Raw genomic sequence first — 15,661 nt, 5'->3', positions numbered from 1 at the left:
CTAACATAAGTTTATACTTTTAGTCTGCCTCTTTTCTCATATACTTCAGCTGCCTCACGAACATGAGCTGCATTTAATTTTGCATTATATTTATTTTCAAGTTCATCAGCAATTGCAATAAGTTCTTCCTTAGTTGAACGATAAGGTCTTAGAGCATTATATATTTCAAGAACCCTCTCATCAGGAACTGCAGTTAGTTCTGCAGCTCTTCTTAAATTTTTTGCAAACTGTGTTCTCCCAACGCTGTCTGCAATTTGTGCCTGATAAAGAAGAACATCTTGAGTAATCTTTATATCATCAGGACTTATTTTTCCTGAGATTACATTTTCAATATTTATATCATCAATGTTCTTTCCTGTCTTAGTTTTTATTAAATCCTTTCTCTTTTGAATTAGTGGATAATCCTTAACTCCAAGTTTTTCATTTACGCTGTTGCAATAATTTTGCCTTTTATCTTCTCTTTGAACTTTATTTATAGATTTTAAAACTTCATTTACTATTTCCTCTATTAATGTATTATCCATAGTTTATCCCCCCTTTACTTAAAAACTACTTCCAATTCAATTGGCTTTGCATTTTGAACTACATGTTGAGTCTCCTTTATATGAAGAACTGCTGCTTTTGCCTGATACTTTGGTCTTGCCATTTGATCATTTTTAACCGGAACAGGATTAGGTGACTCTCCTTTTGCATATTTTGCAGCATTTTTACCTATTGCCCTATAAGTTTCAAGATCAATAAGTGGTGCTTGGGGAAACAGTTCAAGGTTATTTAATGGTTCAAGGTCTTTTTGGTGAATAACTGTTGTTCCTTTGGACTGAATTCCTATACCTATACCAGAACCACTAAGTTTTGCAGCTGTATGACTCATAAAAGCTACATCAGAGGTATGGAGTACTCTTATAACTCTTGGAGTTATTCCTTCTTCTTCTATTCCTGCCATAACTTCTCTTAAAACTTCATCATGAGGAATATCTATAATTGTTTTAGTTTGACTTATGCCAAAGGCAGGTCCTATTGCAATTACAACTTCATCACTTTTCTTTCCAATCTGAGCAGCACCTTTTTCAATAAGTTCCATTTTACCTGCAATAGAACTATTGCCATTATAACCTTTAGATTTTTTTTCTCCCTGAGGGATTTCATTTTCACCTTTAAGATATTTCAGTACTTCTTTAGCCACTAATTCAATCAATTCTTCGTTAGACAATGCATTTATCATCTCTATCCCTCCAATTAAATTTTATCCGGATCTAATGCATTATTTATATTCTTTATTTCTTCCCATCTTTCCCCTTCAAGCCTATAGCCTGTTCCAGGCCCTTTGTAATCATTAGGATTATTTACAGCAGTAATTACATTAAAGTTCTTATCAAAAATAGATGATGTATGGAGGTAGTCTCCTGCTACTCTTTGTTTGAGCATATTAAGAACTCTCTCTGCTATATCCTCATATCCACCTTTATAAAGAGCCTTAACTATATCAAGACCTGTTATACCTCTTTTTATAAGATCCTGGGCTGCCTTAAGGTCCTCAACAACTGCTCTATTAGGAACATCCTTGCTACCATGAGCATAAGTTGCAGCTTCAACTTCCTCATCAGTAATTTGAGGAAGTCCAAGCTCCTTAAATACTGCCTGAAGAGCTTTTGCTGCTCTATTTCTAACTGCAATTACTTCTTCTTCCTTTACAGGCCTTAATCCCCCATTAACCCTTAAATCCCTTTGAAGTACAAGATAGTCATCATAATCATCACAATCAAAATTAGAGCCTGCAAACATATTGTCATAGTTTGGAACTGCACTATAGCCTGAGAATATAAAATCTGTTCCTGGGAGGAACTGCATCATAGTTCTTGCAGTTTTTCTTATAGGTGAATGAGTAAAGGTTTGATCATTTCCAGATGCAACTTCAAGATCAAGCATAGTTGTAATTAAGTTCTCAGCAAGAACTGCCCTTATTCCTTCTGATACTGCTCCTGGAACTCCAATACAGCTTATTGAACCATTTTGAAGTCCTTGAACTCCAGCACCTTTTGTAATCATAATACATCTTGCTTCAAGATAGAGCATTGACTTGCCTTCTGCATATCCCATCTGTACTTCTGAACCAGTTCCTGATGTAAATCTCATTTTCAATCCTCTTGAAGCATAAGCTGATGCTAAAAAGGCTTTAGACCATGGGGTATCATCTCCATCAACAAAAACCTGTTCAGTACCATATACAGAAATAGTTTCAGCATAAGAAGTATATCCCATCATACCAAGCCTTAGCTCCGTAGCTTCCTCAAGGGCACACTGGGTTAGAACTCCTCCTCTTCCTGTCTGGGAACCAATAAGTAATGACAAGGCATTAAAAGGTGCATATCTTACTATGCCAACTGTTGTTTCCATTTCATCAAAACCTCTTAGTGCAGCTTCAGCAGCATCTGCTGCAATAAGAACAGGATTATCCTTTACATTTGTTACATGGCATTGATTTGAAGGTATCTTTCTTGCTCTCATCTTTTGAAGAGCCATCATCATCTCTACAACATTTAACTTATCTACAACCTCTACTATCTTTGCTGGAGTTATTGAAGTTGTAATTTTCACAATTTCTTCTCTTGGAACATTTATATCAACCAACATTCTTGCAATTTCTATTGAATCCATTGACATGTATTTTTCAGCATTTTCAATATTTATAGAATGATCAGCAATAAATAAATCTATAAAATCAAAATCTTCTCTCTTTTTTCCATCCATTTCTACTACTTTTCCATTTACTATTTTTATACTTGGTTTTGGATCATTTGGGCTTCCAATAGCAATAAGACCTACTTCAGGCCAATCCTTTACAAAACCATCCTTATTTACTTCTCTATTTGCTAAAATTTCAAATCTTTTAGATCTTTTCATATTATCAACCACCCATCATTTTTTATATATAAGGTTTTGTTGATGATTCTGGATTTTGGCCCATGGCCCTTAAAATCTTAATCCCAACTTCCCTTGCTGATATTATAGCTTGTCTTACAGCACCAGAATCTCCTGTAATGCTTAGTACAACTTCATTTGAATGGGATGTCCCTCCTGCTGGTGAACCATAAGAAACAACTTCAACGCTTGCAGTTTTCAATGCAACATCTGCCATTAAAAGCCCAATTGCAGCTGGTGCTCCAACAATTAACCCAAATGCCTTTCCAATAGGAGCACCAAAAGCCTTATTTATAGCATAACTAGCCCTTGCAGTATATTGTAATTCAAGATGTCCTGCATCACAGCCATAAACATCTCCAAAAGTTCTATCAAGTTCCTTAAGAGTAACCTCAACAGCTCTTCTTGCATCTGATACATCCTCTGAAGCAATTACAATAAATGAGCCATGACCTGCTCCACCTTTAGTATCCCTTGGAAGTTCAATTGATACAACTTCGCTATTCGTAGCCTTTACTGCTTCATCCACTGCCATAATCTGAGGACCTGCACCTGTTCTTGCACCAATTATTCCTATTGAGCGATATTTTTTATCTATTCCCATTTTTTCATGTAATCCTTTATCAACATTTGCAATTACAAGACCTACAGTATCACCTATAGCAGTTCCTACAAATTCAGTAATTCCAGATACATTCACAGTTTCACCCTCCCTTTTAATTTCTTCTTTCTTTTCAATTACCTGGTTTTGATTTAGAGTTTGTCCATTAAGTCTTTTTTTTACTTCCTCTAAAACCATCTCAATAATTTGATTATCCATAGGCTACCCCTCACCAACTATTTTTCTTCCATCTTTGGAAGAATCTTTTCAACATCATTATGTGGTCTTGGAATTACATGGATTGAAATAACTTCTCCAACTCTTCTTGCTGACGCTGCTCCTGCATCTGTGGCTGCTTTAACAGCTCCAACATCCCCTCTTACCATAACAGTAACAAGTCCTGATCCTATCTTTTCGTACCCGATTAAAGTAACATTTGCTGCCTTTACCATCGAATCTGCGGCCTCAATTGCAGCAACAAGGCCTTTTGTTTCAATCATACCCAATGCTTCTTGACCCATTATTATATCCCTCCATCTTTAAATTTGTTTGAATTTACACTATAATAATATTATGGAAATAGTTAGAATTTTATAAATTTTTTGCTTTATTTTTGTATATAATTTACCAATTGACTTATATTTTTCTTACTAAAAATTGTAATTATTTTACCTATTAATTGTTTTTAAACTGTACTTATAGTAAATTTATATTTGATAGGTGATTGATATGAATGAGGAACTAAAATATAAAATCAGTGAAATAATTGATATTAATTTTCTTCAAAACATTCAGGATAAGTTTGCCAAGATGCTTGGACTTGCAGCGATTACTGTAAATAGTAATGGCTCTCCAATCGATAAAGCAAGCAACTTCATTGGATACTGTAACCTTATTAGAAAAAGTAAAAAAGGTTATCAAAGGTGTTCCCTTTGCGATGCTAATGGATGTTTTCAGTCAATGAATGCAAAAAGTCCGGTAATCTACAGATGCCACGCTGGTCTTACAGATGTTGCTGCCCCAATAATCGTTGATGATACTTATATTGGCGGAATGCTTTGTGGACAAGTTATATTAGAAGAGCAAAAAAACGATAACATTGTAGATTTTAAAAAATTATCACAAGAGATTGAAATTCCTGAAGAGGATTTAAGAAGGGAGTTTAAGAAAGCTCCTATCGTATCTTATGACAAATTAAGAGATGCTTCAGATTTTTTATATATATTTGCAAATTATATAGCAAAAATTGGTATGGTAAACATCACTCAAAGCAAACTCCTTAAAGAAACAAAAGAAAAAATACGCCTCGAAAACCTATTAAGGGATACTCAAATTAAATCATTACAATCTCAAATCAATCCACACTTTCTTTTCAATACACTAAACACAATTGCAAGAATGGCTCTTATTGAAGGTGCTCCAAAGACTGAGGATTTAATTTATAATCTTTCCGATTTATTAAGATATAATCTTAAAAATTCTGGTAATATGGTTGAAATAGAAACTGAAATAAATAATATAAGAAAATATATTAATATTCAAGCTATACGTTATGGTAATAGGATAAGCTACGAAATAAACATTGACCCTGAAATTTTAGATTCTAAAATTCCTGTTATGACTCTTCAACCAATTGTTGAAAATGCAATAATACATGGACTCGAAGAAAAAAAAGAAGGAGGAAAGTTGATAATTTCTGGAAAACTAATGTTTAAAAAATATATATTATTAGAAATTTGTGATAATGGCCTTGGAATACCTGAAGAAAAATTAATTTCATTATTAAACAGCAGTCAAGAATATAATAAAATAGGCCTTGGCATACATAATGTTGATGGCAGAATTAAATATTATTTTGGCAATGAATACGGCTTGAGAATTGAAAGCACAGTTGGAAAAGGTACCAAGGTTCAAATTAGAGTTCCTTATATAAAATAGTCTTGGGGGATAAAAAGTGTATAAATTAATGATTGCTGAAGATGAAGTTCTTGAAAGAAAAGCAATAAATATAATTATTAAAAAGTATTTTGATAACATTGATATAATCGAAGAGGCTCAAAATGGGATTGAGGCAGTTGAAATAGCAAGGAGAATAAAGCCTGACATAATTATAATGGACATTAGAATGCCTGAAAAAAATGGAATTGAAGCACAAAAGACAATACTAAAATTTAATCACAACGTTAAAACAATAATACTAACAGCCTATGATGAATTTCAGTTTGCCCAAGCTGCTATTAAGCTAAATGTTATAGATTTTCTTTTAAAGCCTGCAAAACCATCAGAAATTGTTGAGGCTATTAACAAAGCTATTACATCCATTCAATTTAATGAAAATATTTCCTCCCTTGAAATAAATGCAATGAATAAATCTCTTATACAGGAAGCAATTGATTATATACATAAAAATTATTCTAAAAACATAAACCTTGAATCTGTTGCATCATTTGTACACTTAAACCCCCAATATTTTAGCAGATACTTTAAAGCCAATGTAGGTATGACTTTCATTGAATATCTATCAAAATTAAGAATAAAAAAAGCAAAGGAACTATTAGAGTTAACTGATAAAAGTATAAGTGAAATATCCTTTGAAGTTGGTTATATTGATCCTGGATATTTTAGCAAAGTATTTTCAAAGTTTGAAGGAGTAACTCCTAATAAATTTAAAATTGATCATAGAAAGTCAATATTAAAAGCATAAATTATTAAAGTAAGCTTAGATATTATTATAAAATATCTAAGCTTACTTTTTTTCTTGGAGCTGGAAAAACAGAATCAAGTGCATCTAATTCATCTTTAGATAATGTTATAAAGGCTGCTTTTGCATTTTCTATTACATGCTGCTCATTAGCAGCCTTTGGTATAGCTATTATATCCTTTAATTAAATCGATTCCAAGCTTTAAAGCTTTTACTTCTTTATCTTTTTCTTGAAACTTTTCACCAATATATAAGGTACCTTATTCTATTACAGGTACTTTTATTCCTTATGGTAAATTGACCAACATCTGCTAATTTTTATTTCTTATCAAATCGCTTTTGCTTATCATTCCCATGTTCTTTAATCCCTTTTTAAAAAATTATAAATAAAATATGCAATAATTCATATTACTAAAAATATTGAAGAATTTTAATTATAACTGGTGCTAGTAAAACTGTTGTAAGTCCTAAAATTCCAATTGCTAGACCGCTCATTGCCCCCTCAACCTCTCCAATCTCTATTGCCTTTGAGGTACCAAGTACATGAGATGAAGTTCCAATAGCAATACCTGCAGCTACAGGATCTTTAATTCTAAATATCTTTAATTTTCTAATAAGAATTTACTAACCTCATCAACATAATCCAGCTTAATGACTCCAAAGATAAGAGCAAATAGTAATAAAACCATACCTAATATGTTACCTGGAATAGGAATATTAAATATTTTATTCAATATTTCTCCAATGAATGCTATAAATAAAATTATTACGAATTGTCTTAAATATCTCATTCATATTCACTTCCTTAAATTAACAATTAACACAAGATACCTATTTTAAGGATCTTGTGTTAATTACTATACTTTATTTAAATTATCTTGTAACCTCAGCATTTGCTAGTTTTTCATAGAATTTTACAATACTTGCATGATCCTCTACTCCACAGCCATCTAATTTTATTGCCTGCATAATCTCCATAAGCTGAGCAGTTAATGGAAGAGGAGCACCTACGCTATGAGATGTTTCAAGAACGTTATTCAAATCTTTAATATGAAGATCTATTCTAAATCCTGGTTTGAAATTCCTGTCCATCATCATTGGAGCTTTTGCATCCATTACTGTACTTCCTGCAAGGCCACCTCTTATTGCCTGATATACTAAATCAGGTGAAACTCCTGCCTTCTTTGCAAGAATTAGTGCCTCTGAAACAGCAGCTATATTTATAGCAACTACAATCTGGTTACAAAGCTTTGCAATATTACCTGCTCCAATTTCACCAATGTATACTACTGAACTTGCCATTGCCTTCATTATATCATAACATTTATCGAAAATTTCTTTCTTACCACCTACCATAACTGACAATGTTCCATCTATCGCCTTTGGTTCACCACCACTTACAGGTGCATCAAGCATTTCAACTCCTTTTTGTGCTAATGCTTCATATATTTCACGGCTTGCCAAAGGTGCTATTGAACTCATGTCTATAAGAATTTTTCCTGGCTTAACTCCTTCAATTATACCGCCTTCACCAAAAACTACTGCCTTAACATGAGGAGAATTTGGAAGCATTGTTATGATGACATCACATTGATTTGCAATATCTACATTAGATTTTCCAGCTTGAGCTCCAAGAGCTGTTAATTCATCAACAGCAGCCTTATTTAAATCTAATACAACTAATTCATAACCTGCTTTAATCAAATTTTTTGCCATTGGCTTTCCCATAATTCCAAGTCCTATAAAACCTATTTTCATTTTCATGACCCCTTTCTAATGATAAATTATTTTATTAATAAAACTATTAAGTCATTTACATTTGTACCTGTTGAACCTGTAATAATTAAATCCCCGCTTGATTTTAGTGCATTATAAGAATCATTATTATCAAGATAAACAACAGGTTCTATTTTTGTTTTCCTTATTCTATTTGCTGTCTGTCCATCAACAATACCACCTGCTGCATCAGTTGGCCCATCAGTTCCATCAGAACCTACTGAAAATATAACAACATTTTCAAGACCTTCAATACCTAAAGCTGCTGATAATGCTAATTCCTGATTCCTTCCACCTTTCCCATTCCCTGTAATACGTACAACAGTTTCTCCGCCAGCGATTATTGCACAAGGAGGCTTTATACTTGAAGTCCCTTTTTTAATTTCCCTTGCAATTGCTGAAATGAACCTTCCTGCCTCTTTTGCTTCACATTCTAATGTAGATGTTAAAAACACAACCTTATATCCTAATTTTTCTGCTACTTTTGAAGCTGCTTCACATAAAGCATCAACGCTTCCAGTAACAACCGTTTCGCAGTTATCTATTTTCTTTGGGGTTTCTAACTTTAAAACATCTATTAAATGCTCACTAACTTTCAAACCATATTTTTCTATAATGCTTATAGCTTCTTGTGATGTTGAACTATCAGGATAAGCAGGACCTGAAGCAATTGAATCCAATCTGTTACCAATTACATCTGATAACACTATTGCATAAATTTTTGCTTTATTACACAGAAGAGCAAACCTTCCGCCTTTAACTGCTGAAAGATGCTTTCTTATAGTATTTATTTCAACAATATCAGCCCCACAGGATAAAAGCTGATCTGTAATATCAATTATATCCTCAAGCTCCACTCCATCTGCTGGTTTTTCAAATAGTGCCGATCCCCCACCGGAAATTAAAAATATTACATTATCTTTTTCAGTTAAATTTGAAACAAGCTCTATAGCCCTTGAAGCCCCTAATACTGAATTTTTATCCGGGATTGGATGGCCTGCTTCAATTATTTCAAAGCCTTCAATTGGGCCTTTAGAATGATTATATTTTGTAATAACAATGCCCTTTGTAACTTTATCTTTTAATGTATCCTTAGTAGCTTTTGCCATATTCCAAGCAGCCTTCCCAATAGCAATTACAACCACATTGCCTTCAAACACTTTATTTTCAAGTGCTTTAATAACTGCTTCTTCTGGCAGTACAGCTTTAATAGACTCATCTATAATTCTAAAGGCATCTTCCCTGATTGTACTCATTTAGATACACCGCTCTTTCATACTAGATATTAGTTAAGCCTAAATCATCTAAAACCTTCTTAATTGCCTGAAGCTTTTCTTCACTACAGTGCTCAATTGGTTTTACTGGATGTCCTATATCTAACCCTAATATATTCAGGCAATCCTTCATAGGTACTGGGAAACTTCCATAATTATATGCATTTCTTAGAGGAATAAGCCTGTATTGAGCATCTATCGCTCCTTTATAATCTCCAGCCATATATTTTTCATAAATATCTACTACTAATCTTGGAGCTACATTTGCTGTCCCAGCAACACAGCCTGCTCCACCATAAGCTAAGGTTGCATAAATCAAATAATCTGAACCGCTAAGCACTTTAAAATTTTTATTATCCCTTGTAACTCTTATATATTCTACTGTTTGAGCAAAATCAAAGGATGTATTTTTGATTCCTATAATATTATCAATCTTTGATAATTTTTCAAGCAGTGAAACAGAAATATTATTTGTAGTTTTATCAGGATTATTATACAAAATCACAGGAAGGCTTGTTGATTTAGCAATAGCTTCAAAATGGTTGTACATTTCTTTTTCATTGGGTTTTATAAACATAGGTGTAAGTACAGTTACTGCATCTGCCCCCACATCTTCAGCCATCTTAGCTAATTTAATACATTCTTTTGTTGTAATAGCACTGGCACCTACATAGACAGGGACTCTTTTATTCACATGCCTTACTGTTATCTCAACAGCTCTTTTTTTATTTTCATAATCGAATGCATAGAATTCTCCATTGCTGCCAAGTACAAAAACACCATGAACTCCTCCGCTAATAACATAATCAATTACTTTTTTAAGACCTTGTTCATCTACATTTTCTTCATCATCAACAGGAGTAACAATTGGGGGGATTACACCTTTTAAATCATCTACCTTTAACATGTGAACCTCCTTTATGGCTTTACATTATTTGCTCTTCTGTTTAAATATAATTTAAAATATTTTCAAACTTTTTAACATGTTAATCATGTATTAAATTATTGAATATTATTGTACGATATATACAATTTTTTATCAGGTAATAGGTGCAGGATTAAAAATACAAAAATCATTATGAAGCTTATATTTTTCAGCTAAACTCTGCTTTCTCCCACTTGCCACATCTATTATTAAATTAAACAATAAAGTTCCAATATCTTGTATTGTTGCATCTCCCGATGCAATTGGACCAGCATTAACATCTATAAGATCATACCACAAATCTTTCATATCATTCCTTGAACACACTTTTATAACTGGAGCTACTGCTAAACCATAAGGAGTTCCACGGCCAGTCATAAACACTTGAAGACCTATACCTGAAGCAAGCTGGCATGGTCCACAGACTATATCGCTTGCAGGGGTTGCAGCAAAAATCAGCCCTTTTTTTGTAGGACGTTCTGCAGGAGATAGTACTTCAACTATTGGCGAAGTCCCAGATTTTGCATTTGTGCTATTTCATAATGAGATACTCCAAGATTATGAAGCAAATAATAATCGAAATATTCAACACCACATTTTTCAAGCTGTTCATTAAAAATACGTTCCATATCTTCTTTTGTTTTTAGAAACATCGTAGGCATTTTTGTTGTTAATGTAAAACTATCCCTTGAGTGCCTTTTAACAAGTGCTTCTTTAGCTGCAATTTCACTTTTGAAATTATGGTACATATATGCTGTATCAAAATATGTAAATCCATTCTCAATAAAAGTATCAACCATCTGCTTCATCTCTTCCATATTGATGCTTCCCTGGTCGTTATTATCCAAAAGGGGCAGACGCATTAAACCAAATCCCAACTTTTTCATAATATTTTACCTCCTATACGTCTTTTAATTCACAAATTGACACATGAACCTATATATGGTACTATCATAATAACCCTGAGAGTTTACTCCAAGTCAAGTGGTTTTATAATATACTATTAATTTTATTTAACTTTCAAGTATAATACTTTAACAAAAATTATTACATTTTGGAGGTTGATTTATGTATTACACCATAGGTGAAATAGCTAAAAAACTAAATATTTCCCCTCATACCCTTCGCTTTTATTCAAAAGAAGGTTTACTGCCATTTGTTGAACGAAGCAAAAGCGGTATCCGTATGTTTAAAGATGAAGATTTTGAATGGCTAACGTTAATTGAATGTTTAAAAAGGACCGGCATGTCAATTAAAGATATTAAAACATACATTGACTGGACTATAGAGGGCGATTCAACAATTGAAAAAAGACTTGATATGTTTAAAAAGCAGAAAGAGGCTGTTGAAAATCAAATTAAACAATTGCAGGAAACACTTAAACTTTTAGAATATAAGTGTTGGTACTATGAAGAGGCAAAAAATGCCGGTACCTGCAATATTCATAAAAAAATAACTCCAGAAGATATACCAGAGAATATACGAACTGTAAAACAAAATCTTAAAAAAGTCAATAGTATATAATTAAAATGCACATCTTCCTGTAAAACAAAGGAAGATGTGCATTAGATTGTTATAAACCTGCCAGTCCTTTTAACAAAATAATTCCGTACCCTTCAAGCTAAATATTTATATAGCCTAAGGTACAAGTTTTATTTTATTTACATATCTTAGCATTTATAATTTTTCTATATAATCCTATTATTCAACAATTTTAATTCTTCCATTTTTTCTTGGCTTATCTGTTGGATATTCTCCATCGCAATAACCAAGAATAACAAAGCATCTTGCAATATAATTATCAGAAATTTGCCAATCCTTTAATAACTTTTGCCCTAATTCATTTTCAAAGGTTTCTTCTGCTCGTGAAATAATACATGATGAAATCCCAAGTTCTGTTGCCTCTAATACCATATTTGTCGCACAGCAGAATGAATCGGCTATGCTAAATAGGAAGTTTTTCTGGGAAAATACTATACAAACCGTAGGTGCACCATAAAAACCGTTTTTAAAAGCATTGCTAACCTTGCTTTCAAATCGGCGGCATGCATAAATATCACCATTAGGTAGGATTGTCAGATGGCAATTACCACAGTTGCATCCTCCATAAATCATTCCTGTTTGCACATCTACAGGAATTTTAAAAATACCTTTTTCATATTCATAAAGCGTCCACAGATGATCTTTTCGATTAAAATAGGTTTTGCAACCCTCTTTCTCATATTTTTGAAACTTTTGATAACATATATCCAATAGTTCCTTGTATTCCTGCGGAGTCATACCAATATCCTTTTCCTTGCCATTTGGGCAATACCTTGCAAAAGCATATACATCCACACCATGCTTAACAACAATATCAATAATATCTGGAACTTCCTTTATGTTTAACCCAGATACTGTAGTCATAATAACTGAACGTATACCGGCCTTTTTAATTTAGAATCCTTATTACTGATTTCCAACCTATGTTCTGATATAATATTTACTATAATTTACAGCTAAACCATAGGAGGATTAACATGAAAAAAACATTAAAAACAGCTTTTTTAGCTACAATTCCCATAATGTTAGGTTATCTATCAGTTGGAATTGCATTTGGATTACTATTTCAAAAATCAGGTTATAATTTTATCTGGGCTATATTGATGAGTTCTACAGTATATGCAGGTTCTATGCAATTTGTGGCTATTAAACTATTAACAGGTGGAACAGTAATTTATATGCTAATAGTTCAAGCTATTTAAATAAAAACTCTTAATAAATTATTTTGAGAAAAGAAGTGTCAGCTATAGCAGAGGTTGTAAGCATAAGCCTTATTTATAATTCCCTCTATAAAATTTTGTCATTATTCCTGCAATAGGATTTACTCTTTTAAGTTCAACTGCCTTGTAACGGCAAAGTTCATGACAGCACATACATTCAATACATTTGGAATAATTTATTTTTTTAGTTGTCTTATCAATAGCATGCACAGGACAACTATCTACACAAGTATTACATTTTATGCATTTTTTTAAATTAATCTTTGGCTTTGTCTTTAAAAAATTAATAACCTTAATCACTGCATTATAATTGCTTTTCTTTTTTGAAGTAAATCTTTTTGGAATTTTATAATTTTGAAGCACCGGCAGCTTAGAGTAGTCTCCGCAAATCTCAATATTATCTTTATTTGATTCTCCAAGTTTTCTTTCTATGGCAGCATTAAGTATGGGGATATCCTTAATGTCTAATCCAATCATATTTATTGCCGTAGTATCAAGCGCTAATGGATCCGTACTAATTAGTATTTTATTTGCATTATAAACACTTCCTGCAGTAGGACCTTCACCTTCCATTGCAGTAATTCCATCCATAATGTGAAGTCCTATTTTTACTGCTTCATATATATCAACTAATATGTTTCCAAAATCCTTTGGATTTGGAGCAGCCTTATGATATTCAGCTTTTCTTAATCCTTGAATACACCCAAAAACATTTTTTACTGCACCAGTATAAATACAACCAGAATGAGTTTTAAGCTTTGGAACATTAATTATAAAATCTGCATCAAAAAGAGGTTTTGCTAAGTAAAGTCTATCAATAGCATAATGCCCTCCTCCTGTATCTACTGTACCTTCCTTATCAAAGTTTTTTAATTCTACATTCTCTTCCTCTGCGACTTTTCTCAAACCAGATATTTCCATACTTTGTGCTGTTGGAGCTATTCCTGCAATTGCTCCGCCGGCACTATCACCTATCCATACCGTACAACCTCTTTGTTTTAATATTCTAGTAAGAGCTCTAACAAATTCGCAATGAGTAACTGCGGCAGATTCAGGACTCTTAGGTCCTATTAAATTTACTTTAAGCAGTACCTTCATTTTAGGCTTAACAAAGTTATCCCAACCACCAAGCAATTCAATTCCACTATTAATTTTTTCAATCACCTTCTCTAAATCATAACTTTCACATTCATTAACCACTACTTTGGCCATACTCCTACCCTCCCCATAAATAAAAACTATATTTATAATATATTTTTAATATTATTCTTAATACCTTTTTATCATAGCTTTAAAAGTCCTGATTCATGTAATATTCTGCCATAATCTGCAATATGAGCAGAAATCAACTGTACATTTTTACTTTTTAAAATAATATTAACAAAGCTCTCTAAAAAATAATCTCCCCTATTCTATAGCCCTGCGGTAGTTCTTCTTCACTTAAAAATTTAAAGTTTTCATCTCGCAGTATTGGTAAAAATACTTCATAGGGTATTCTTTGAAACTCACAGCCATAACTGCTATGTCCAAACCACTTACCTTCTTTGCTGCTTAAATTTAAACTTCTTGCAAATTTTGTATAGTTTGAGCAGTCATGAACTACTAAATCCCATTTCTCTTCATCAGCTATTTTCATAAATTTTAAAGTGAGCTCTCTGCTCCAAATTGGGGATATATAGCCTAATCTTGAAATATACATGTTTTCCCCATAATAATTTCCAATGTTATTCTCATTTAAATGCAATTCAGCACAATTTATAAAATCAAGTTTTGTATTTAAAATAGTTTCTTTTTTCTTAAGAAAAGTGTTAAAAAACTCAGGAGTCATTGGAGTTTCAATTCCTACATTTTTAATATACTTTTTGGCTATTTTAATATTTTCAATAACCTTATCTGAACAGTTAGTTGCACCAAGATTAAAGCGTATCTCGTCAAGGCCAGCTTCCCCTAATGCTTTTAAGGACTCCTCAGTTGCTAATATTCCATTTGTATATAGATGCTGATGAATCCCTGCATTGCTGAATTTTTTTATAACTGAATAGTATTTTTCAATTTCCATAAAGGGCTCTAAATAAACATAGGCAATACCTGTTGGTTTCTCATATATAGAAAGAAGCAAATCAATGTCCTTCTCATAGAATTTTGTTCCTCCAATTTCCCACAAACCTTCACCAACTGGGGGAATATCATTTAATTGTCCATAATTATAACAGAACTTACACTCTATATTGCATTTGTTGGTTTTCCTAACTGCACTCAAACCACTACCTAAAAGACAGGATTTGCATCCTTTTGGAAATTTGTTTTCATCTCCTACAAAAAAAGTTCTATTTTCTAAAGTTTTTAAACCTTTTATTTCCGACTTTAACATATCATTTCTATGTTCTACTGCTGCTTCGATTTGTGCAAAGGTTGCATATATTATTTCCTGCTGCTTTGTCATAATTTCCTCATCTTCAGGCAGCATAGAAAAAAATTCAAACCACATTAGTGCATCTTTCTTTGAAATCTTCATAATGTATCCTCCTGATTAAATCTATCTATTAGTACAATATTTTTAAGTGTAATGATAAGTAAATATAAAACTCTTTATGATTTAGAGTATATCATAATTAGTGAATTGACTCTAGCTTTTATATTACTTTATTCATATCAGAAAAAATATTATTTCCTCTAATGCACTTATAAATAAAACCATATAAA

General features: G+C 32.4%; 17 protein-coding genes and 2 pseudogenes. 4 read left to right on the top strand and 15 right to left on the bottom strand.

The window, feature by feature from the left end; translation table 11 throughout:
• Positions 1-11 precede the first annotated feature (11 nt).
• Genes FDN13_RS12810 through eutM form a run of 5 tightly spaced genes read right to left on the bottom strand, consistent with a single transcriptional unit; the run spans position 12 to position 4,041 of the window.
• A complete protein-coding gene (locus FDN13_RS12810) occupies positions 12-524 on the bottom strand; it encodes a diol dehydratase small subunit (protein ID WP_138980751.1) in 513 nt (170 codons plus the stop codon).
• 14 nt (positions 525-538) lie between these two features.
• Complete coding sequence (locus FDN13_RS12805) at positions 539-1,222, bottom strand: propanediol/glycerol family dehydratase medium subunit (protein ID WP_138980750.1); 684 nt, start codon at positions 1,220-1,222, stop codon at positions 539-541.
• A 14-nt stretch (positions 1,223-1,236) separates the two neighbouring features.
• A complete protein-coding gene (locus tag FDN13_RS12800) occupies positions 1,237-2,901 on the bottom strand; it encodes a propanediol/glycerol family dehydratase large subunit (protein WP_138980749.1) in 1,665 nt (554 codons plus the stop codon).
• Positions 2,902-2,923: 22 nt separating this feature from the next.
• Complete coding sequence (gene pduB / locus FDN13_RS12795) at positions 2,924-3,739, bottom strand: propanediol utilization microcompartment protein PduB (RefSeq protein WP_138980748.1); 816 nt, start codon at positions 3,737-3,739, stop codon at positions 2,924-2,926.
• A gap of 17 nt (positions 3,740-3,756) precedes the next feature.
• On the bottom strand, positions 3,757-4,041 hold the full coding sequence (gene eutM / locus FDN13_RS12790; protein WP_138980747.1) for an ethanolamine utilization microcompartment protein EutM: 285 nt from the start codon (positions 4,039-4,041) through the stop codon (positions 3,757-3,759).
• A gap of 208 nt (positions 4,042-4,249) precedes the next feature.
• Between eutM and FDN13_RS12785 the strand changes: the two genes are divergently transcribed.
• Complete coding sequence (locus tag FDN13_RS12785; RefSeq protein WP_138980746.1) at positions 4,250-5,458, top strand: sensor histidine kinase; 1,209 nt, start codon at positions 4,250-4,252, stop codon at positions 5,456-5,458.
• 16 nt (positions 5,459-5,474) lie between these two features.
• Complete coding sequence (locus FDN13_RS12780; RefSeq protein WP_207670893.1) at positions 5,475-6,224, top strand: response regulator transcription factor; 750 nt, start codon at positions 5,475-5,477, stop codon at positions 6,222-6,224.
• Between the two features lie 408 nt (positions 6,225-6,632).
• On the opposite strand, the pseudogene FDN13_RS12775 reads toward FDN13_RS12780, so the two are convergent.
• The 7 genes and pseudogenes from FDN13_RS12775 to FDN13_RS12745 all read right to left on the bottom strand — a co-directional run.
• Positions 6,633-6,824: pseudogene (locus FDN13_RS12775) on the bottom strand (LrgB family protein); the annotation flags it as partial.
• Positions 6,824-7,012, bottom strand: a complete 189-nt coding sequence (locus FDN13_RS12770) for a CidA/LrgA family protein (protein WP_138980745.1) — start codon at positions 7,010-7,012, stop codon at positions 6,824-6,826. The gene FDN13_RS12770 and the pseudogene FDN13_RS12775, both read right to left, overlap by 1 nt.
• An 82-nt stretch (positions 7,013-7,094) precedes the next feature.
• Positions 7,095-7,979 (bottom strand): 2-hydroxy-3-oxopropionate reductase, encoded by an 885-nt coding sequence (gene garR / locus FDN13_RS12765; RefSeq protein WP_207670892.1) that lies wholly within the window; start codon positions 7,977-7,979, stop codon positions 7,095-7,097.
• A 26-nt stretch (positions 7,980-8,005) separates the two neighbouring features.
• Positions 8,006-9,253, bottom strand: a complete 1,248-nt coding sequence (locus FDN13_RS12760) for a glycerate kinase type-2 family protein (protein ID WP_138980743.1) — start codon at positions 9,251-9,253, stop codon at positions 8,006-8,008.
• Between the two features lie 22 nt (positions 9,254-9,275).
• Positions 9,276-10,178, bottom strand: a complete 903-nt coding sequence (gene dapA, locus FDN13_RS12755) for a 4-hydroxy-tetrahydrodipicolinate synthase (RefSeq protein ID WP_138980742.1) — start codon at positions 10,176-10,178, stop codon at positions 9,276-9,278.
• Positions 10,179-10,310: 132 nt separating this feature from the next.
• Complete coding sequence (locus tag FDN13_RS12750) at positions 10,311-10,700, bottom strand: UxaA family hydrolase (RefSeq protein WP_243120304.1); 390 nt, start codon at positions 10,698-10,700, stop codon at positions 10,311-10,313.
• A gap of 23 nt (positions 10,701-10,723) precedes the next feature.
• Positions 10,724-11,083: pseudogene (locus FDN13_RS12745) on the bottom strand (aldo/keto reductase); the annotation flags it as partial.
• A 181-nt stretch (positions 11,084-11,264) separates the two neighbouring features.
• Here FDN13_RS12745 and FDN13_RS12740 point away from each other — a divergent pair.
• Positions 11,265-11,720: a MerR family transcriptional regulator gene (locus tag FDN13_RS12740; RefSeq protein WP_138980741.1), complete on the top strand. Its 456-nt coding sequence runs from the start codon at positions 11,265-11,267 to the stop codon at positions 11,718-11,720.
• 177 nt (positions 11,721-11,897) lie between these two features.
• Here FDN13_RS12740 and FDN13_RS14430 read toward each other — a convergent pair whose 3' ends face one another.
• Positions 11,898-12,602: a nitroreductase family protein gene (locus FDN13_RS14430; protein ID WP_138980740.1), complete on the bottom strand. Its 705-nt coding sequence runs from the start codon at positions 12,600-12,602 to the stop codon at positions 11,898-11,900.
• A 113-nt stretch (positions 12,603-12,715) separates the two neighbouring features.
• Between FDN13_RS14430 and FDN13_RS12730 the strand changes: the two genes are divergently transcribed.
• Positions 12,716-12,940 (top strand): AzlC family ABC transporter permease, encoded by a 225-nt coding sequence (locus tag FDN13_RS12730; protein WP_256372263.1) that lies wholly within the window; start codon positions 12,716-12,718, stop codon positions 12,938-12,940.
• A gap of 69 nt (positions 12,941-13,009) precedes the next feature.
• Here the strand turns inward: FDN13_RS12730 and FDN13_RS12725 are convergent, their stop codons facing one another.
• Together FDN13_RS12725 and FDN13_RS12720 are read right to left on the bottom strand one after the other, a co-directional pair.
• Complete coding sequence (locus FDN13_RS12725) at positions 13,010-14,170, bottom strand: DUF362 domain-containing protein (RefSeq protein ID WP_138980739.1); 1,161 nt, start codon at positions 14,168-14,170, stop codon at positions 13,010-13,012.
• A 178-nt stretch (positions 14,171-14,348) separates the two neighbouring features.
• Entirely contained in the window at positions 14,349-15,473 is a 1,125-nt protein-coding gene (locus FDN13_RS12720; protein WP_138980738.1) for a radical SAM protein, read from the bottom strand.
• Positions 15,474-15,661 lie beyond the last annotated feature (188 nt).

Source organism: Caloramator sp. E03 (assembly GCF_006016075.1).
In the GTDB taxonomy this organism is placed as follows: domain Bacteria; phylum Bacillota; class Clostridia; order Clostridiales; family Caloramatoraceae; genus Caloramator_B.
The sequence above is the reverse complement of the archived record's forward strand: the minus strand, read 5'-3'. Positions and strand labels throughout refer to the sequence as shown.

What these genes read in the sequence shown, in the direction of transcription:
- FDN13_RS12810 (WP_138980751.1), bottom strand. Translation starts at nt 524, where the DNA reads ATGGATAATACATTAATAGAGGAAATAGTAAATGAAGTTTTAAAATCT.
- FDN13_RS12805 (WP_138980750.1), bottom strand. Translation starts at nt 1,222, where the DNA reads ATGATAAATGCATTGTCTAACGAAGAATTGATTGAATTAGTGGCTAAA.
- FDN13_RS12800 (WP_138980749.1), bottom strand. Translation starts at nt 2,901, where the DNA reads ATGAAAAGATCTAAAAGATTTGAAATTTTAGCAAATAGAGAAGTAAAT.
- pduB (WP_138980748.1), bottom strand. Translation starts at nt 3,739, where the DNA reads ATGGATAATCAAATTATTGAGATGGTTTTAGAGGAAGTAAAAAAAAGA.
- eutM (WP_138980747.1), bottom strand. Translation starts at nt 4,041, where the DNA reads ATGGGTCAAGAAGCATTGGGTATGATTGAAACAAAAGGCCTTGTTGCT.
- FDN13_RS12785 (WP_138980746.1), top strand. Translation starts at nt 4,250, where the DNA reads ATGAATGAGGAACTAAAATATAAAATCAGTGAAATAATTGATATTAAT.
- FDN13_RS12770 (WP_138980745.1), bottom strand. Translation starts at nt 7,012, where the DNA reads ATGAGATATTTAAGACAATTCGTAATAATTTTATTTATAGCATTCATT.
- garR (WP_207670892.1), bottom strand. Translation starts at nt 7,979, where the DNA reads ATGAAAATAGGTTTTATAGGACTTGGAATTATGGGAAAGCCAATGGCA.
- FDN13_RS12760 (WP_138980743.1), bottom strand. Translation starts at nt 9,253, where the DNA reads ATGAGTACAATCAGGGAAGATGCCTTTAGAATTATAGATGAGTCTATT.
- dapA (WP_138980742.1), bottom strand. Translation starts at nt 10,178, where the DNA reads ATGTTAAAGGTAGATGATTTAAAAGGTGTAATCCCCCCAATTGTTACT.
- FDN13_RS12740 (WP_138980741.1), top strand. Translation starts at nt 11,265, where the DNA reads ATGTATTACACCATAGGTGAAATAGCTAAAAAACTAAATATTTCCCCT.
- FDN13_RS14430 (WP_138980740.1), bottom strand. Translation starts at nt 12,602, where the DNA reads ATGACTACAGTATCTGGGTTAAACATAAAGGAAGTTCCAGATATTATT.
- FDN13_RS12730 (WP_256372263.1), top strand. Translation starts at nt 12,716, where the DNA reads ATGAAAAAAACATTAAAAACAGCTTTTTTAGCTACAATTCCCATAATG.
- FDN13_RS12725 (WP_138980739.1), bottom strand. Translation starts at nt 14,170, where the DNA reads ATGGCCAAAGTAGTGGTTAATGAATGTGAAAGTTATGATTTAGAGAAG.
- FDN13_RS12720 (WP_138980738.1), bottom strand. Translation starts at nt 15,473, where the DNA reads ATGAAGATTTCAAAGAAAGATGCACTAATGTGGTTTGAATTTTTTTCT.